At 62.5% G+C, this 20019-nt stretch carries 10 protein-coding genes and 2 pseudogenes; 7 read left to right on the forward strand and 5 right to left on the reverse strand.

The features are described from left to right. From ABDB81_RS20510 to ABDB81_RS20520, 3 genes and pseudogenes are all read left to right on the forward strand, one after another. Positions 1-1483: pseudogene (locus tag ABDB81_RS20510) on the forward strand (hemagglutinin); the annotation flags it as partial. 361 nt (positions 1484-1844) lie between these two features. Further along, positions 1845-2003 (forward strand): hypothetical protein, encoded by a 159-nt coding sequence (locus ABDB81_RS20515; RefSeq protein WP_171020426.1) that lies wholly within the window; start codon positions 1845-1847, stop codon positions 2001-2003. Between the two features lie 768 nt (positions 2004-2771). Continuing rightward, positions 2772-4542: pseudogene (locus ABDB81_RS20520) on the forward strand (ShlB/FhaC/HecB family hemolysin secretion/activation protein). 60 nt (positions 4543-4602) lie between these two features. Here the strand turns inward: ABDB81_RS20520 and lpdA are convergent. From lpdA to aceE, 4 genes are all read right to left on the reverse strand, one after another. Then, complete coding sequence (lpdA, locus tag ABDB81_RS20525) at positions 4603-6384, reverse strand: dihydrolipoyl dehydrogenase (protein WP_346813281.1); 1782 nt, start codon at positions 6382-6384, stop codon at positions 4603-4605. 39 nt (positions 6385-6423) lie between these two features. Next, on the reverse strand, positions 6424-7062 hold the full coding sequence (locus tag ABDB81_RS20530) for an MFS transporter (RefSeq protein ID WP_346813282.1): 639 nt from the start codon (positions 7060-7062) through the stop codon (positions 6424-6426). A 168-nt stretch (positions 7063-7230) separates the two neighbouring features. Beyond that, a complete protein-coding gene (gene aceF / locus ABDB81_RS20535) occupies positions 7231-9261 on the reverse strand; it encodes a dihydrolipoyllysine-residue acetyltransferase (RefSeq protein WP_346813284.1) in 2031 nt (676 codons plus the stop codon). Between the two features lie 208 nt (positions 9262-9469). After that, positions 9470-12157: a pyruvate dehydrogenase (acetyl-transferring), homodimeric type gene (gene aceE, locus ABDB81_RS20540; protein ID WP_137925812.1), complete on the reverse strand. Its 2688-nt coding sequence runs from the start codon at positions 12155-12157 to the stop codon at positions 9470-9472. Positions 12158-12591: 434 nt separating this feature from the next. Here aceE and ABDB81_RS20545 point away from each other — a divergent pair, with 434 nt between their 5' ends. Both ABDB81_RS20545 and ABDB81_RS20550 read left to right on the forward strand, forming a co-directional pair. Continuing rightward, entirely contained in the window at positions 12592-15192 is a 2601-nt protein-coding gene (locus tag ABDB81_RS20545) for a PAS domain S-box protein (protein WP_346813286.1), read from the forward strand. Positions 15193-15331: 139 nt separating this feature from the next. Continuing rightward, positions 15332-15964, forward strand: a complete 633-nt coding sequence (locus ABDB81_RS20550; RefSeq protein WP_137925810.1) for a response regulator transcription factor — start codon at positions 15332-15334, stop codon at positions 15962-15964. An 82-nt stretch (positions 15965-16046) separates the two neighbouring features. Here the strand turns inward: ABDB81_RS20550 and ABDB81_RS20555 are convergent, their stop codons facing one another. Continuing rightward, positions 16047-16742, reverse strand: coding sequence for an energy-coupling factor ABC transporter permease (locus ABDB81_RS20555; RefSeq protein WP_137925809.1), 696 nt, complete (start codon positions 16740-16742; stop codon positions 16047-16049). A gap of 155 nt (positions 16743-16897) precedes the next feature. Between ABDB81_RS20555 and folD the strand changes: the two genes are divergently transcribed. Further along, complete coding sequence (gene folD, locus ABDB81_RS20560; RefSeq protein ID WP_160472087.1) at positions 16898-17755, forward strand: bifunctional methylenetetrahydrofolate dehydrogenase/methenyltetrahydrofolate cyclohydrolase FolD; 858 nt, start codon at positions 16898-16900, stop codon at positions 17753-17755. 134 nt (positions 17756-17889) lie between these two features. Then, entirely contained in the window at positions 17890-19995 is a 2106-nt protein-coding gene (locus ABDB81_RS20565; RefSeq protein ID WP_160472086.1) for a M3 family metallopeptidase, read from the forward strand. The last annotated feature ends 24 nt before the right edge of the window (positions 19996-20019 follow it).

Consider the following 20019-nt stretch of genomic DNA (forward strand, 5'->3'; position numbering starts at 1 on the left):
CGGTGGCTTCACCTTCGGCCCCAAGGTCAAGGACGAGAAGACCGGACAGACCTCCGGCAAGAACACCGGCGGCGTGAGTCCCATGATCCCGCAGCACAAAAGCGGCCGCCAACGCGGCACGGCGCAGTCCGGCATCGCGGATGGCGCGATCCATATCACGGACGACGCCAACCAGAAGCAAGACGTGGCGACACTCAATCGCGATACGACCGATACCAATTCGACCGTTCGCAAAGGCCCCGACCTCAACAACTTGCTGAACAAACAGGCCGACACGATGGCTGCGGCGCAGGCGGCCGGTGAGGCGGTGGCGAAGTCGGTGGGGGATATTGCGAGCAGCAAGCTCAAGGATGCAGCGATAGCCCAGGACAAGGCGCAGAAAGCATTCGAGGCCGACCCCAGCGACGACAACCGCGCCAACCTGGAAAAGGCCACCGCCGACGTCGAAGGCTGGAAGGAAGGCGGCGAGTATCGCGCCGGTCTGCATGCAGCCGGCGGAGCCATGATCGCCGGGCTGGGCGGTGCAAATGCGATTGCTGGCGCGGTCGGTGCCGGGGCGTCATCGCTGGCGGCTGGGAAACTGGCTGAATTGGGCAGTGCCGTGTCGGGAAGCGTTGGCACCGGGAATGCCAACCTCGACGAAGCGACTGGGAATCTTGCGGCGAATATCGTGGCTGGGGGGATTGGGGCGGCTGTGGGGGGTGGATCTGGTGCGGCTACGGGGGCGAACGTGGATCGGTTTAATCGGCAGTTGCATCCGGACGAACGCAAATGGGCGAAGGACAACGCCAAGGAGTTTGCGGAGTTTTATGCGGAGAAGACGGGCGATCCAATTTCGGTTTCTGACGCTGAGAATATGTTGCTGTCAGGTGGATATCGGCTGGTTGATTCCGTAGCCAATAAGGCGCCCGGTGCAGATCGTGCTGCGACGGAGTTTATTTCGATGCATGGCGGCGACCTGTTCAACGCGACAGATGCGGAGCGAAGGAATACAACTCTCTATGGCAGTACCGACGGAAGCCCTACAGTAGAGCAGCGCGCACTAAATGTCAGTCACACCCCCGATCTTAAGCCTCAACCTTGGGCAGTAAGTGCAGGCATCTATCTTGGAGTCGGTGGAGAAATAGAGATTGGATTCACCGGTATTTCGCCGACTGCGACCAAGTTAGGGCTTGGCGTAGGGATCGGAGCCCATGGTTGGATGAGAGGTACGAGTCATGGGGCCAATGCTGATATTTTCAGGTACGACGATGATGCCAAATCTGGCGATTATCGCATTGGCTCATCGGCGGCCGGAAATGTATTTTTTGGTCCAGTTTCGGGACAAATAGGTGTTGGTGGGGGACTCTACTCCAATATCAAAAATAAACCTGAAACTGGTACATACGGGGAGGCAAGGATTGGTGCGGGAATTTCGCCGACCACTGGGGTTGGTGCGGAAGCAAAAGCAAACCTATTTGAATTCAGCTATAAAAGGAAATAATCATGAAATCCGATATTCAAACAATAAAAAAATTCAATGCAATTCGTTATGCAATAATATCTTTCATGGCAATTGGATTTCTGGGTGGATATTTTCTAAATTTTCTCCCTGAATCTCACAAGTACCTTTCGGTATTTTATATCTTAATATATGTGGCAATCTTGTTTTTGTCGATAGTAAAAATGTACCGCTGCCCATTTTGCAGTCGCATTCCATTAGGGCACCCCATGCCTTATGTCGACCTCTCCGCAAAAAGCTGCCGAGCATGTGGACATTCGTTCTTACGATCACACGACACCCCAGGGAAGGATTGACCAAACAAACATCCGTGGCGTGAAAAATATCTACAGAAGAATTAGAAATGAAAGCGCAATATCGCACATGGATTCGCATTGCATTCCCCATGACATTGCTGCATTCCTTCGGGGTCGTCGTTCTCATCGCATTTTTAGATCTCGCCATTGATCCATTATTTACCACGATATTTTACAACCATCCGTCATGGTGCGGCCTGACCTGACAATGCCAAGGCTACTCCTAACCATCGCTTTTTCAGCTTCTACTAGCTGGCGCACCTTGGCGAAACGGGGTGTCTGAATCTTTTTTGGCAGATATTGGAATAGTGGCACTGGTCGGAGCAATCTTGGGATTTTTATCTGTGGTGGCCAATATATTCAAAAGATAGAATGTTTTTGACCAAGTAATTCGGAATTATATTGAGCGGCGGCGAATTAACCGGAGAATCAAAATGAAATAGCAAGCCCCGTATGCTAGATTTCAAATCGCATCTACCATTGTGGTGGCTGCAGCGTTTGGTACTGGATTTTGGTCATTTTTGATCGCTGGAATTTTTGAAATTGTAGAGAATGAATCTTTACTATATTTCGGCGCGCCATTGTTTCTTATATTTTTTGTTATCTTCGCAAAAAATCTACGGAAACCATTAAGAAGAGCCGGGTTACTCAGTGACCCTCTCGAATCATTCGAGTCGCCAAAAAATCATTACGGGGATGGCAAATGAACTGGCGCGTCACGTATGCTCGAATACAGATATCTTTTACTATTTCTGTCGCATAAGCCTTCAGCGAGTAGGTTGCTCCGCAATAATTGCCGGACTTTGCAAAGTCATATTTGCAATAGGAGAGAATGAGCCCCTCTTATATGCTTTAAGACGCAAAAAATAAACCATTTAAATAAAGAATAAATTAATACGTACGCTCAGAACCGCCACTCGAACTCATTCACTTTTTAACCGGCCCGGACGCCCCCTCTGGCCCCTCCAACGCCGATGTTTCTAAAACTCACCAAAATTGCCACCGTTGCTTCGCTGGCCATCAGCCTCCTTGGCACTTCAAATTCCATCAACGCCCAGACCCTGCCAGTTCCCCGGCAAGCGGCGGCCCTGAATAATGCCGAGCAGGAACAACGCCATCGCCAGCAGCAGGAGGCGCGTGAGCGTAGCGCCGCGGTGAACGCACCATCAGTACTCGCCCCCGCGACCGAGCATGCCGAGCGCCCGTCGATGCCGAAGGAAGCGCCCTGCTTTCCGGTTCAGCGTTTCGTATTGGAAGTTCCCTCCGATCTCCCCGTCTATCTGCAAGCCGGCGGCGCCTCGGCCCTGCCGATGGATCCGTTTGCCTTTGCCCAGCTCTGGCTGGATCACTACCAAGGAGAATGCCTGGGCAGCCAGGGCGTCGGCATGCTGATCAAGGAGTTGTCCCGAACGATTCTCTCGCGGGGCTATGTGACCACGCGCGTGTTGGTGCCCGAGCAGGACCTGACGTCGGGCACGCTGAAACTGGCGCTGATTCCCGGTGTGATCGGCGAGATCCGTTTCAGCAAGCCGGACTTGTGGGGCACTTGGAGCGCGGCTTTCCCGACCTCGGCCGGCCAGTTGCTGAATTTGCGCGATCTTGAACAAGGGCTGGAGCAGATGAAACGCGTTGCCAGTCAGGACGTGGACATGCAGATCATGCCGACGCCCGTTCCGGGCCTCAGCGATGTGGTAATCACGGTCAAACGCGGCAAGCCGTGGACGCTGGTGGCGTCTGTCGATAATTCGGGATCGCGCTCGACGGGCAAATGGCAGGGAAATCTAAGTCTGGGCATCGACAATCCGCTGGGCCTGAGCGACATTTTCAACGTCGGTTTCAGTCAGGACGTGATGGTCGAGGACAAGGAGTTTGGTACCCCGGGGCTGGAACACTTTTTACTCGATTCCCTGGGGATACTGGACCGCCACCCTCTCAGCTTCCAGCAGCAACTACTTCCAGCAGATCGCGGGCGCCAATCAGACGTTCATATCCAGCGGCAAGTCGGAGAATATCGATCTCAAACTGCATCGGGTATTGCACCGCAGCCAAAACGACGTGCTCGGCATGCACATGCGTTTGACGCGTCGATTCGGCCGGAGCTTCATCGAGGACTCCGAAATCTCGCACCAGCGGCGGAATAATACGATCCTGGAACTTGGCCTGACGGATCGTCACTATCTCGGCCGGTCCCAACTCGATGCCACGCTGTCTTACCGCCAGGGTCTCGGGGCTTTGGGCGCGCAAGACGACCTGTTGGCCGTGAACGGCGGCCCAACATGGCGGTATCGGATGATGGTTCTAGACGCCAATTTCTCGGTGCCGTTCAAGCTTGCCAATTTGCCTTTCCGCTACATCACGACGGTACGGGGGCAATATACCGATGATCGTCTCTATTACGTCGACAACCTGACGATCGGCAGCCGCTATACGGTGCGAGGTTTCGATGGGGAAAGCATGCTGGCTGGCGAGAGGGGATTTTACTGGCGCAACGAATTGCAGGTCCCACTAGCCACGGGACAGGCGTTCTATGCCGGGCTCGATTATGGGCGGGTGGCTGGACCCACCACGCGCAACCAAGCAGGAACGCAGCTAGCCGGCGCCGTCATTGGCTTCCGCGGAGGATTCGGCACCTCAAGGCTGGGCAGCCTATCGTACGACGCGTTTGTCGGAATGCCGGTTGACAAGCCGGAGCGCCTGCATACGGCAGGAGTGACAACCGGGTTGCAGGTGGCGTATCGATACTGATATCGCGGCACTAAAGAAAAACCCGCCTTCCGGCGGGTTTTTCTCATCCAACAACCAAACTCAACGCTTGCGCGGCGGTGGCACATCGGTGCACACCCCTTCGTAAATCTCCGCAGCCATACCAATCGATTCACCCAGCGTCGGGTGCGGGTGGATGGTCTTGCCGATATCCACTGCGTCCGCGCCCATTTCGATGGCCAGGCAAACTTCGCTGATCAGGTCGCCCGCATGGGTGCCAACGATGCCGCCGCCGATGATGCGGTGGGTTTCCTCGTCGAAGATCAGCTTGGTGAAGCCTTCGTCGCGGCCGTTGGCGATGGCGCGGCCCGAGGCGGCCCACGGGAATACGCCCTTGCCATACTTGATGCCCTGCGCCTTGCACTGTTCTTCCGTCAGGCCGGCCCAGGCCACTTCCGGATCGGTGTAGGCCACCGACGGAATCTGTTTCACGTCGAAGTACGCCTTCTCGCCGTGGGCGGCTTCGGCGGCCACGTGGGCTTCATGCACGGCCTTGTGTGCCAGCATCGGTTGGCCGACGATGTCGCCGATGGCGAAGATGTGCGGCACGTTGGTGCGCAGTTGCTTGTCGACGTCGATGAAGCCACGGTCGGTCACGGCAACGCCAGCCTTTTCGGCGCCGATCTTCTTGCCGTTGGGCGTGCGGCCCACGGACACCAGCACGGCGTCGTAGCGCACCGGCTCGGCGGGCGCGCCCTCGCCTTCGAACTTCACATAGATGCCATCCGGCTTGGCTTCCACGCCAACCGTCTTGGTCTTGAGCATCACGTTGTCGAAGCGATGCTTGTTCATCTTGTCCCAGACCTTGACGAGGTCGCGGTCCGCGCCCTGCATCAGGCCGTCGAGCATTTCCACCACGTCGATGCGGGCGCCCAGCGTGCTGTACACCGTGGCCATTTCCAGGCCGATGATGCCGCCGCCGATAACCAGCATCTTGTTCGGGATGTCGCGCAGTTCCAGCGCGCCAGTCGAATCGAAAATGCGCGGATCTTCAGGGATGAACGGCAGCTTCACAGCCTGGCTACCGGCCGCGATGATCGCCTTTTCAAAGCGGATCACGGTCTTCTTGCCCGTGGTCGCCTTGGCGTCGCCCTCGGTTTCCTGCACTTCGAGGTGGTTCGGGTCCAGGAACGTGCCGATACCGCGCACAGTCTGCACCTTGCGCGCCTTGGCCATGCCGGCCAGCCCGCCCGTCAGCTTGTTGACGACGCTTTCCTTGTAGTGGCGCAGGCCGTCCAGGTCGATCTTGGCTTCGCCGAACAGGATGCCGTGCGCGGCCAGTGCCTTGGCTTCGTCGATCACGGCCGCATTGTGCAGCAGCGCCTTCGACGGGATGCAGCCCACGTTCAGGCAGACGCCGCCGAGCGTGCCGTAGCGCTCCACCAGTACCGTGTTCATGCCCAGATCGGCTGCGCGGAACGCTGCCGAGTAGCCGCCGGGGCCCGCGCCCAGCACGAGCATGTCGCACTGGATATCGGCCGAGCCGCTGTGCTTGCCAGCCACGGGTGCGGCGGCAGGAGCCGATGCCGCCGGAGCGGCAGCAGGAGCCGGTGCAGCCGCGGGTGCGGGCGCCGGTGCAGCCGCGGCGCCGCCTTCGATCGTGCAGATGACAGTGCCCTTGGCCACCTTGTCGCCCACCTTGACCTTCACGTCCACGATCCTGCCAGCCGACGACGACGGCACTTCCATGCTGGCCTTGTCGCTCTCGAGCACGAGCAGCGACTGTTCTTCCTCGACCGTATCGCCGGCCTTGACCAGCACTTCGATCACTTCCACCGCGTCGAAATCGCCGATATCCGGCACTTTGACTTCGATCACACTCATGCTTTCCTCCTGGGATGCGCGCCCTGCCCGCCTGGGGGCTCAGGCCGCGCCGTCGTTGTTGGTTGCCGAGCCGTCCTGTTGCGCCGGCTGCTGGGGCTGTTCAGTCTGCTGCAGGAGCTTCACCGTATGCACATCGATCGGACCCGCCGAACTCTTGTCGAACTCGATCCCGGCATCCACACCTATCCGCGCGATCGCGCCGGCATCCATGCCCGGCATGTCGTAGACCGCGTGCATCGCGCCCAGCGCATAGTTGCGCCCCGATCCGATGCCCCAGAAACGGTCGAACGAAAACACCTCGCGATAGGAATAAACGCCATAGATGCCGCCCGGATTGGCGATCAGGCAAACGATCTGCGATGACTCGTAGGGGTCGTCGTCGTCTTCCTTGGTGTTGATGAAATACTCGTTCTTGAGCTTTTCATGCACTTTGAGGAAGGTTCGGAACACCTCGTCGCGGCTCATCAGGCGGCATTCGTCGCCCATGCCCGTCAGCAGTGCGCGCATGACCGGAAAATGCGCGGTGGTACCCGCCAGCGCGACGAAACTCTCGCCCACGGGAATCACCTTCTGGTTGCGCTCGTAGGCACGCGACAGCCGCGTATCGCCAAACGTCACCAGCGCATCGGCCGCGATCGCCACCTCGTCACCCTTACGTACGACAACGCAGGTCGTCATGGCTCGCCCCCTACGTTACTTTGACTCTTCGCACGCCGGCATTGCCGGCGTGCGTTGCGGTTGCTTCAACATGAAGCGAAGCGGTTCTGGCTAGGCGCGCGGCCGCAGACAGTACAAGTGGTACGGCAAGGCCGCGCAACGACGCCAGAATCATGTTTAAGCGACCGCTTACAGCAAGATGCGGCGGAAATCGGCCAGCAACGCGGCGAAGTACGTATTGAAGCGTGCAGCCTCGGCGCCGTCGATCACGCGGTGATCCCACGACAGCGACAGCGGCAGCGTCAGTTGCGGCACGAACTGCTTGCCGTCCCAGACCGGCTTCATGTACGACTTGCACACGCCCATGATGGCCACTTCCGGCGCATTGATGATCGGCGTGAAGTACGTGCCGCCGATGCCGCCCAGCGACGAGATCGAGAAGCAGCCGCCCTGCATCTGATCCGGCTTCAGCTTGCCGTCGCGCGCCAGCTTGGCCAGTTCGCCCATTTCCTGGCTGATCTCCAGCACGCCCTTCTTGTCGGCGTCCTTGATGACCGGCACGACCAGGCCGTTCGGCGTATCGGCAGCGAAACCGATGTTGAAGTACTTCTTCAGCACCAGATTGTCGCCGTCGAGCGAGGCATTGAAGTTCGGGAACTTCTTCAGCGCCGCCACCGTGGCCTTGATCATGAACGCCAGCATCGTGACCTTGATGCCGGACTTCTCGTTTTCCTTGTTCAGCTTCACGCGGAACGCTTCGAGCTCAGTGATGTCCGCCTCGTCGCAGTTCGTGACGTGCGGGATCATGACCCAGTTGCGGTGCAGGTTGGCGCCCGAGATCTTCTTGATGCGCGACAGCGGCTTGGATTCCACCTCGCCGAAGCGCGTGAAATCGACCTTCGGCCACGGCAGCAGATCCAGACCCACGCCCGAACCGCCAGCAGACGCAGCAGCAGCCGGCGCAGCGGTCTGGCCGCTCATCACGCCCTTGACGAAGTTCTGCACGTCCTGCTGCGTGATGCGGCCCTTCGGACCGGAACCCGGTACGCGCGACACATCCACACCCAGTTCGCGCGCGAACTTGCGCACGGACGGGCTGGCGTGGGCGGCCTTGCCGGTCACGCCCTGAGCCGGTGCGGCTGCTGGCGCGGGGGCCGGAGCCGGTGCCGATGCAGCGGGAGCGGGAGCCGGGGACGGTGCGGCAGCAGGTGCTGCAGCCGGGGCAGGAGCCGGCGCTGCAGCGGCAGCACCCGCCGCGCCAGCGGCTTCGAGAATCAGGATCAGCGTGCCCTGGGCCACGTTATCGCCAACCTTGACCTTGACTTCCTTGACCGTGCCGCCTTGCGGGGCAGGCACATCCATCGTGGCCTTGTCGGATTCCAGCGTCACCAGCGCGTCTTCCGCGTTGATGACGTCGCCCGGCTTCACATGGACTTCGATGACGGGAACGGCGTCGTAGTCGCCGATGTCGGGCACCTTCACCTCGACGATGCCACCGCCGGCAGGCGCGGCAGCCGGGGCCGGCGCAGCAGCGGCCGGAGCGGGTGCCGGGGCAGCGGCGGCTGGCGCCGGTGCGGGTGCGGGGGCAGCCGCCGGTGCGGGCGCAGCGGCGCTCGCGCCTGCAGGTTCCAGCATGACGAGGATCGAGCCCTCGGCCACGTTGTCGCCCACCTTGATCTTGACTTCCTTGACCGTGCCGGCCTGCGGCGACGGCACATCCATCGTGGCCTTGTCTGACTCCAGCGTCACCAGCGCGTCTTCCGCGTTGATGACGTCGCCCGGCTTCACATGGACTTCGATGACGGGAACGGCGTCGTAGTCGCCGATGTCGGGCACCTTCACCTCGACGATGCCACCGCCGGCAGGCGCGGCAGCCGGGGCCGGCGCAGCAGCGGCCGGAGCGGGTGCCGGGGCAGCGGCGGCTGGCGCCGGTGCGGGTGCGGGGGCAGCCGCCGGTGCGGGCGCAGCGGCGCTCGCGCCTGCAGGTTCCAGCATGACGAGGATCGAGCCCTCGGCCACGTTGTCGCCCACCTTGATCTTGACTTCCTTGACCGTGCCGGCCTGCGGCGACGGCACATCCATCGTGGCCTTGTCTGACTCCAGCGTCACCAGCGCGTCTTCCGCGTTGATGACGTCGCCCGGCTTCACATGGACTTCGATGACGGGAACGGCGTCGTAGTCGCCGATATCCGGCACCTTGATTTCAATCGCTTGACTCATTCAGTGTCTCTCCTGGGCAGCCGGCACCCTGGTTGTTGGCGACGTAGCGACAATCGGACAAACGCAATCGGCGAGGTTACTCCGGCCTCACGCATCTGTCACGCTGCCGCGCATCACCAGCGGCCGTGGGCACCGCCGGTCCAGCCGGGGGCGCCCACGGCACGGCGGCATGCCGTGCTGCGGGGGGTTCAGTCGTGCAAGTCCGGGGTCAGACCGACATCGGGTTCGGCTTGTTCGGGTCGAGGTTGTACTTCTTGATGGCTTCCGCCACCTTTTCGCGACCGATCGCACCTTCGTCGGCCAGCGCCTTCAGCGCGGCCACCGTCACCCAGTTACGGTCCACTTCAAAGAAGTGGCGCAGCTTCTCGCGGGTATCCGAGCGGCCGAAGCCGTCGGTGCCCAGCACCACATAGCGGCGCGGCACGAACGAGCGGATCTGCTCGGCGAACGCACGGATGTAGTCGGTCGAGGCGATGACCGGGCCGCGCACGCCCTTGAGCTTCTGCGCGACGAACGATTCGCGCGGCGTCTCGGTCGGATGCAGCAGGTTGAAGCGTTCCGTGGCATGGCCTTCGCGGGCCAGTTCGGTAAAGCTCGGGCAGCTCCAGATGTCCGATTCCACGCCCCAGTCCTTCTTGAGCATCTCGGCGGCGGCAATCACCTCGCGGAAGATCGTGCCCGAACCCAGCAGCTGCACGCGCGGCGCATTGCTGTTTTCCACGCCCTTGCGGAACAGGTACATGCCCTTGACGATGTCCTTCTCCGAGCCGGCCGGCATTTCCGGGTGCTCGTAGTTCTCGTTCATCACCGTCAGGTAGTAATACACGTCTTCCTGCTCGGCATACATGCGGCGCAGGCCATCCTGCATGATCACGGCCAGTTCGTACTGGAACGTCGGGTCATACGAGATGCAGTTCGGAATCGCGGCGTGGAAGACGTGCGAATGACCGTCCTCGTGCTGCAGGCCCTCGCCGTTCAGCGTGGTCCGGCCGGCGGTGCCGCCCAGCAGGAAGCCGCGCGAGCGCATGTCGGCAGCGGCCCAGCACAGGTCGCCGATACGCTGGATGCCGAACATCGAGTAGTAGATGTAGAACGGAATCATCTGCACGCCATGCGTCGAGTACGACGTGGCGGCGGCGATCCAGTCGCACATGGCGCCGGCTTCGTTGATGCCTTCCTGCAGGACCTGACCCGTCTGCGATTCCTTGTAGAACATCAGTTGGTCGTGGTCTTCCGGCACATACTTCTGGCCCTGCTGGTTCCAGATGCCGACTTGGCGGAACAGGCCTTCCATGCCGAACGTGCGCGACTCGTCCGGGACGATAGGCACCACGTGCTTGCCAATCTGCTTGTCCTTGAGCAGCGTGTTCAGGATACGGACGAAGGCCATCGTGGTGGACACTTCGCGGCCTTCGCCGGTGGCCTTGAGCAGCGCGTCGAACGCCGTCAGTTCGGGCACCTTGAGCGCTTCGGCCTTCTGGCGGCGGGTAGGCAGGTAGCCGCCCAGGTTCATGCGCGCCTGGCGCATGTATTCCAGTTCCTTCGAGCCTTCCTCGAAGGTCAGGTACGGCACTTCCTCGAGCTTGTCGTCCGGCACCGGGATGCTGAACTGGTCGCGGAACGCGCGGATGGCGTCCACCGGCATCTTCTTCTGCTGGTGGGCCACGTTCATGGCCTGGCCCGCATCGCCCATGCCATAGCCCTTGATGGTCTTGGCCAGGATCAGCGTCGGCTGGCCCTTGTGCTCGCTGGCAGCCTTGTAGGCGGCGTAGACCTTGTGCGGATCGTGGCCGCCACGGTTCAGGCGCCAGATGTCGTCGTCGGACCAGTCGGCCACCATGGCCTTCAGTTCCGGCGTATTGAAGAAGTTCTCGCGCACGTAGGCGCCGTCCTTGGCCTTGAAGGTCTGATATTCGCCGTCCACGGCTTCCATCATCCGCTTCATCAGCAGGCCCTTGGTGTCACGCGCCAGCAGCTGGTCCCAGCGGCTGCCCCACACCACCTTGATCACGTTCCAGCCCGAACCGCGGAATTCCGATTCCAGTTCCTGGATGATCTTGCCGTTGCCGCGCACCGGACCGTCCAGGCGCTGCAGGTTGCAGTTGATCACGAAGACGAGGTTGTCCAGCTTCTCGCGGCCAGCCATGCCGATCGCGCCCAGCGATTCCGGCTCGTCGGTCTCGCCGTCGCCCAGGAACGCCCAGACCTTGCGGTCGCCAGCCTTGGCCAGGCCGCGGCTGTCCAGGTACTTCATGAAACGGGCCTGGTAGATGGCCATGATCGGGCCCAGGCCCATCGACACGGTCGGGAACTGCCAGAAGTCCGGCATCAGCCACGGGTGCGGGTACGACGAGATGCCCTTGCCGTCCACTTCCTGGCGGAAGTTGTCCAGTTGCTCGGTCGTCAGGCGGCCCAGCAGGAAGGCGCGCGAATACACGCCCGGAGCCGAGTGGCCCTGCACGAAGACGAGGTCGCCGCCGCTCTGTTCCGAGGGCGCGCGCCAGAAGTGGTTGTAGCCCACGTCATAGAGCGTCGCCGCCGAGGCGAACGAGGAAATGTGGCCGCCGACGTTGGTGTGCTTGTTGGCGCGCAGCACCATGGCCATGGCGTTCCAGCGCGTGTACGAGCGGATACGGTGCTCCACGTCCTGGTCGCCGGGAATGCGGGCCTGCAGTTCCACCGGGATCGTATTGATATACGGGGTCTCGGCGTGGAACGGCTGCGTCACGCCATTCACGCGTGCGTATTCGATCTGCTTGTCGATCAGGAAGGCCGCGCGTTCGGCGCCTTCCGCCTTCAGGACGCCCTGCAGGGCATCCAGCCATTCATGCGTTTCCTGGGGATCTGCGTCGTTGGCGCTGCTGGCGCCGAGGATCTGCTCTGGTACAGCGGACATGACTGTCTCCTGGTGAATTCCTGCCCCGGGTGTCCGCCACGGTATGGCGGGAGACCGGTTGGCTCGGTCTGACGATTCTGACGCGTGCGGCGGAACGCTATTCTTGCCCTGGCATCGGTTCTGGCCAGTGCCCGGATCCTCTCGTGGGTGCTTTCGCCCGGATCTCGGCTTCGGCAAACGCATGGCGCCCGCCCGCATTTATTCGGTCGAAGCGATTCTATGGAAGCACAGCAACGGCTGACAAGCGAAATTTTCAGATTACGAAGTCATTTTTTATAATGCGGAATATTGCGGCAGCGCACCAGAAAGCGTCGCTGCAACCGGTTTTCCGACCTCCAGGCATCGCCTTCTATCCCTTGTGGCGAATAGGCGGTTTCCCCAAGCGACGCACCGCAATAATCTCGATACACTGGCCGGTCAGCCGTTAATCCCTTATGCAGTTCCTCAACCGAATCCTCTCCGGCCTACGCACGGCTATCCTGCCTTCCGGCGCCGCCGACGCGGCAGGCGAATCCGTCACTGGCGCCTCCCCGCACCCTGCCCGTCATGCCGGCACGCACGCCGATCACGGCGCGGATGTCATCGACCATGGCGACACCACCGAGCCGCTGGCGCCAGCCCCGCGCCGGCTCTGGATCCTGCGCTGGCGCAACCTGGTGGCGACGAGCTGGTTTATGTTCATCCCGCTCGTGGCCATCGTGCTGTTCACGGTGGCGATGGGCGTCATCCTATGGTCGCTGCACGAAACCGAGCGGCAGCAGCAGCGCGACGCGCTGTACCGCGATGCCGCCTGGGCCCAGCAACGCGTGCGGCTCTCGCTGCTGAGCAACCAGGACCAGATGGCCTCGCTGGCGCGCGACATCGCTGCCGCGCAGCTGGACCAAGGTGCGTACCGGACCGCCGCGCAGGAGATTCTGCGCGAGAACCCAGAGATCGTCTTCGTCAACTGGCTGGACGCCACCCGTAAGGGGCGCTGGTCGCTGCCGTCCACGTCCGAGTTCGCCGGCCGCCTCCGGGAAACGGTGGACAAGCCACTGGAGCCGGAGGTACTCGATACCTTCGACGCCGCCCGCGAGACGCAGCGCGTGGTCTACTCCCGGCCGCTGACCAACGACCGCGGCGACAGCTTCATGCTTATGGAAGTACCCATCGTCCGCGACAACGAGTTTCTGGGCACGCTGGGCGCGCTCTACTCGATCAACGGCATCCTGACCCATCTGCTGCCGCCAGAGCTGACGGAGCGCTACCGCTTTTCTCTGATCGACAAGAACAACCAGACGCGCGCGAGTACATCCGTGCGGCCTGTGCCGGGCAACGCGCTGTCGTACGAAGTGCTTCTCGATCCGCCGGGTCATTCGCTGTCGCTGCGCGCCGACGCCTATCCGCCGCCGTCCAACCTGCCCAACAACATGCTGTTGTGGCTGGTGGTGGGGCTGTCGTGTTTCCTGCTCTGGAGCCTGTGGAGCATGTGGCGGCACACCAGCCGCCGCTCCGAGGCGCAGCGCGCGCTACTGGCCGAGACATCGTTCCGGCGAGCGATGGAGAACTCGATGCTGATCGGGCTCCGTGCGCTGGACCTCAACGGCCGTATCACCTATGTGAACCCTGCGTTCTGCCGCATGACCGGCTGGACCGAGGCCGATCTCGTGGGCCGCGTGCCGCCCTTCCCCTACTGGCCGCCCAATGACCAGCAGGAGATGCAGAAGCAGATCGACCTGACGCTCCAGGGCAAGTCGCCCGCCACCGGCTACGAGATGCGCGTGATGCGCCGGGATGGCAGCAGCTTCTTCGCCCGGATGTACGTCTCCCCACTGGTGGACAGCCGGGGTCGCCATACCGGCTGGATGAGCTCGATGACGGACATCACCGAGCCCAAGCGCGCCCGCGAGGAACTGGCCGCCGCGCACGATCGCTTCACTACCGTGCTGGAGAGCCTGGACGCCGCCGTGTCCGTGCTGGCCACCGACAAGGCCGAACTGCTGTTCGCCAACCGCTACTACCGCCAATTGTTCGGCTGGGAGGCGGAAGGACACCTGAAACTGGCCGGCGACGATTTCGACAAGGACCAGATGTCGAGCGACAACACCGACTTTGTCGATGCGTACGCCGGCCTGCCCGCCTCGGAACTGATGCCGTACGCCTCGGACGCGCGTGAAGTGTTCGTGCCGGACATGCAAAAGTGGTTCGAAGTCCGCCGCCGCTACATTCAGTGGGTGGACGGCCACCTGGCGCAGATGCAGATTGCCACCGACATCACGGTCCGCAAGGCAGCCGAGGAAATGGCGCGGCAGCACGAGGAACGCATCCAGTTCACGAGCCGCCTGACGACGATGGGCGAGATGGCATCATCGCTGGCGCACGAACTGAACCAGCCGCTGGCGGCCATCAATAACTACTGCATGGGCGCCGTGGCGCGCCTGCACTCGGGCCGCAGCACGCCCGAAGACCTGATTCCGGTGCTGGAGAAGACCTCCGCACAAGCAGTGCGCGCCGGGACGATCATCAGCCGTATCCGCGGTTTCGTGAAGCGTAGCCAGCCGCAACGGCGGGAAGCCGCGCTGCACGACATCGTGGCCGACGCCGTAGGACTGGCCGATCTGGAAGCCGCGCGCCGCCGCGTGACCATCCTGACCCGCCTGCCCGCCCCGCCGCTGATGCTCTACGTCGATCCGGTGCTGATCGAACAGGTGCTGGTCAATCTGCTCAAGAATGCCGTGGAAGCCATGGCCGGCCTGCCCGCGATGCGCGCCACCGGTGTGGTCCGCTTGCATGCCCGCATCGAAAACGTTGAGTTTGGTCAATGTTGCTGCATCGACGTCATCGACCAGGGCCCGGGCGTGGACGAAGCCACCAAGGAGCGCCTGTTCGAGCCGTTCTTCAGTACGAAGTCCGACGGCATGGGCATGGGCCTGAACATCTGCCGTTCGATCATTGAGTCGCACCAGGGACGCCTCTGGGTTGAAAACAATGTGGACGGGATCGGCTGTACGTTTAAAATCACGCTGCCACTGCAATCGGCGCTAACCGAACAGTAACGGGAGCATCCCTGGCATGCCGGACGACCCTCTGCCGCGGGGCATCGGGAGGCCGTCCGGACTTTGATCCGCCGGGGGTGTTGCGCGCCGCCGCATGCAGTTACACTTCGTTGCAAACGACTTTGCCCCAGGAGACTTCATGACCGCAACGCCCAGCCCCACGCCGCATCGTGGCGAGACCGTCTATATCGTCGATGACGATGAAGCGATGCGTGACTCGCTGACCTGGCTGCTGGAGGGCAACGGCTATCAGGTGCGCAGCTTCAACAGCGCCGAGCAGTTCCTCTCCGCCTACGACACGAATGCCGTGTCCTGCCTGATCCTCGACGTGCGCATGCCCGGCATGAGCGGCCCCGAGCTGCAGGAGCGCATGATCGCCGAGAACATCGAGATCCCGATCGTCTTCATCACCGGCCACGGCGATGTGCCGATGGCGGTCTCCACGATGAAGAAAGGCGCCATCGACTTCATCGAGAAGCCGTTCGACGAATCCGAACTGCGCGCGCTGGTGGAGCGCATGCTGCTGAAGGCCCGCTCGGACCACTCCACCGCCCGCGAACAGCGCGCCGCCAAGGACCTCCTCGGCAAGCTGACCACGCGCGAGCAACAGGTGCTGGAGCGCATCGTGGCCGGCCGCCTGAACAAGCAGATCGCCGACGATCTGGGTATTTCCATCAAGACCGTGGAGGCGCACCGCGCCAACATCATGGAAAAGCTCAACGTCAACACGGTGGCGGACCTGCTGAGACTGGCGTTGTCGCGGAACGCCTGATTCTTGTTCCCTGCTGCATGTTTGCTCCCCTCTCCCGCACAGCGGGAGAGGGGAGCCGGTTTAGAAGCGGTTTCGGCTTCGACTACCTCCCCCTCAAATACTCCCCTTCATCAAACGTCACCAGCCACTGCGGCCGGTAGACGACAAAAATCGCGACCAGCATCCCCGTCAGGAACGCCTCGCCAAACGCGATGATGACCGCGCCGGTCAGGCTGTCGGCCAGTCCGAGTCCACCCTGGGCCACGCCCATCCGCACTTGCCAGATCGCGCGCAAGCCGCCAGCCACCACGGCCGCGACCAGAGCGCTGAAATACCCGTGCCCGAGAATGAACACGAAGGGATGTCGCGGCACCCACCGCCGTAGCGCGGCCTGCAGCGCTGCCGTGAGCGCACCCGGCACCAGCGCCATCCAGAAGAAGCGCGGCCCCAGCGACACCCAGTCGATCTGCGCCCAGCCTCTCCCCGACAGGTAGGCCAGTCCCAGCAGCGACACCACATCCACGATCGCCAGCGTCACCATCGCCAACGGCAGGCCGAACATCGTGACTGCCAGCGAGGCGCCCATCAACTGGATCACCACGCCCTCACCCACGGTTGCGCGCGCAGACCACAGCAGCGTCAGGAAAACCAGCGACCCTAGCCACGCGTGCTGGAGCGCTTCCCGGCGCAAGGTCAGCCACGGACGCTGCACCAGCGCCCAGAACAGCACCCCGACGCCCAGCGTCGGGAGCGGCCAGGTTGCAAGGAACGCCAGAATTGAAGATTCTTCGATGTGCATAACCGGATGCTAGCAGCGAGGGTCCAAGCGCTGCTTGCACGTGATCAAGCCCGCCGGGAGGCCTTCGCCCCGCCATGGAACCTTTATAATCGCGGTTTCGCGCCGTCGCCCCCGGCCCGGCGCCCGCCTTTCCAGTCATTCCCGCTACGAATCCCATGTCCGCACAACTGATCGACGGTAACGCCCTCGCCAAACAAATCCGCGCCGAAGCCGCCCAGCGCGCCGCCCGCCTGACCGCCGCCGGCCACCAACCCGGCCTCGCCGTCGTGCTGGTGGGCGAAGACCCGGCCAGCCAGGTCTACGTGCGCAACAAGGTGAAGGCCTGCGAGGACAACGGTTTCCACTCGTCGCTGGACCGTTATCCGGCCGACCTGTCGGAAGCGGACCTGCTGGCGCGCATCGACGCGCTGAACAATGACCCGAAGATCCACGGCATCCTGGTGCAACTGCCGCTGCCGAAGCACATCGACAGCCACAAGGTCCTGGAAGCCATCGCCCCGGAAAAGGACGTGGACGGTTTCCACGTGGCCAATGCCGGTGCGCTGATGACCGGCGCCCCGCTGTTCCGCCCCTGCACGCCGTACGGCTGCATGAAGATGCTGGAATCGGTGCAGTTCCCGCTGCGCGGCGCCAATGCCGTGGTGGTGGGCGCGTCGAACATCGTCGGCAAGCCGATGGCGATGATGCTGCTGCAAGCTGGCGCCACGGTCACCATCTGCAACAGCAAGACGCGCGACCTCGCCGCCCATACCCGTAACGCCGATGTCATCGTGGCCGCCGTGGGCCGCCGCAACATCATCACCGCCGACATGGTCAAGCCGGGCGCCGCCGTGATCGACGTTGGCATGAATCGCGACGATGCCGGCAAGCTGTGCGGCGATGTGGACTTCGCCGGCGTGCGCGAGGTGGCTGGCTACATCACCCCAGTGCCGGGTGGCGTGGGTCCCATGACGATCACGATGCTGCTGATCAACACGCTGGAATCCGCCGAACGCGTAGCCGGACTGGCCTGAAGCACGCCCGGATGGCGCTTCAATCGCGCCGATAGCAAAGTCGTACTGGATATTTGGCCTCAAAGGCCTCATCTTGCACAGGTAACGTGCCGCGCCACCTCCCCTTCGCGCGGCACACCAAGCCGGGAATTGCCATGACTGATACCACCGACCGCGCCAACAACCCGTTACTCGATTTCTCCGATCTCCCGCGCTTTGCCGAGATCCGCCCCGAGCACATCGCCCCCGCGCTGGACGTGCTGCTGGCCCAGGCCCAGGCCGCCGTCGACCGCGCCGAAGACCCGGCCACGCCAGCCACCTGGCTCAGCGCCGTCGAAGCGCTCGAAACTGCCACCGAACCGCTGGGCCGTGCCTGGGGCGTGGTCGGCCACCTGAGCGCCGTGGCCGACACACCCGAACTGCGCAAGGCGCACACCGACAATCTGCCCCGCATGACCGAATTCTGGTCGTCGCTGGGACAAAGCCTGGCGCTGTATGAGAAGTACAAGGCCGTGGCCGCCGGCCCCGAGTTCGCCGGACTGTCGCCGGCCCGCAAGCAGTTGCTGGAAAACGAACTGCGCGGCTTCCGTCTGGGCGGTGCGGAACTGGCTGAAGACCGCAAGCCGCGCTTCGCCGAAATCCAGGACGAGCAGGCCCAACTGTCCAAGGCATTCTCGGACCATGTGCTAGACGCCACCAACGCCTACGCACTCCATATCGAGGATGGCGCACGACTGGCCGGCATTCCCGCCGATGCGCAGGAAGCCGCGAAGCTGGCCGCCGAGAAGGACGGCAAGCCGGGATACAAGTTCACGCTGCACTTCCCTTCGTACTTCCCGGTGCTGCAGTACGCCGACGACCGCGCACTGCGCCGGACGATGTACGAGGCCAGCGTCACGCGCGCGTCCGAACTCGGGCCCCAGTACAACCAGGGCCAGGCCGACTGGGACAACACCACGAACATGCGTGACCAACTGGCCCTGCGCCGGGAAGAAGCGCAGATGCTGGGCTATGCCAACTATGGCGAAGTCTCGCTCGTGCCGAAGATGGCCGAGTCTCCTGCCGACGTGCTGAAGTTCCTCGACGAACTCGCCGTCAAGGCCCGCCCGTACGCCGAAGGCGACTGGAAGGAACTGCAGCAGTTTGCAGCCTCCGAACTGGGCCTCGACAAGATCGAGCCGTGGGACGTGGCCTATGCCTCGGAAAAGCTGCGCCAGAAGCGTTATGCTTTCTCCGATGACGAGGTGAAGCAGTACTTCCAGGAGCCGAAGGTACTGGAAGGCTTGTTTGGCGTGGTCGAGAAGCTGTTCTCGGTCAGTATCCAGCCGGATACGGCCCAGACCTGGCATCCGTCGGTGCGCTTCTTCCGCGTGGTGTCGCCGCAGGGCGCCCTGCTGGCGCAGTTCTACATCGATCTTTACGCACGCGAAGGCAAGCGTGGCGGCGCGTGGATGGACGATGCGCGTGGCCGCAAGGAACGTGACAACGGCACGGTGCAAACGCCAGTGGCCTACCTGACCTGCAACTTCACGGCGCCGGTCGGTGGCAAGCCCGCACTGTTCACGCACGACGAAGTCATCACGCTGTTCCACGAGTTCGGCCACGGCCTGCATCACATGCTGACGCAGGTGGGCGACCTCGGCGTGTCAGGCATCAATGGCGTGGAATGGGATGCCGTGGAGCTGCCGTCGCAGTTCATGGAGAACTTCTGCTGGGAATACGAGGTGCTGGAAACCATGACGGCCCATGTGGAGACCGGCGCGCCGCTGCCGCGCGTGCTGTTCGACCGCATGCTGGCTGCGAAGAACTTCCAGAACGGCATGATGACGCTGCGCCAGATCGTGTACTCGTCGTTCGACATGCATCTGCACACCGATTACGATCCGCAAGGTCCGGTATCGGTGCTGGAACTGTCGCGCCAGATCAACGACAGCAAGCATGTGGTGCCGCAGTCGGCGCTGTCGCGCTGGCCGAACACGTTCAGCCACGTTTTTGCGGGCGGCTATGCGGCGGGTTACTACAGCTACAAGTGGGCCGAGGTGCTGTCCGCCGACGTCTACGCCGCGTTCGAAGAAGCCAGTAACCTGTCCGGCAGCGTGCTCGATAGCGATGTGGGCGAGCGGTATCGCCGCGAGATCCTGTCGGTGGGCGGCAGCCGCCCGGCGATGGAATCGTTCGTGGCGTTCCGCGGCCGCGCACCGCAGATCGACGCGCTGCTGCGGCACGGCGGCATGGCCGAGACGGCGGCAGCCACGGCCTGATCCCCGCCAACGGGCCCCCGGCAC

Origin of the sequence: Cupriavidus sp. DL-D2 (assembly GCF_039710735.1) — a bacterium.
In the GTDB taxonomy this organism is placed as follows: domain Bacteria; phylum Pseudomonadota; class Gammaproteobacteria; order Burkholderiales; family Burkholderiaceae; genus Cupriavidus.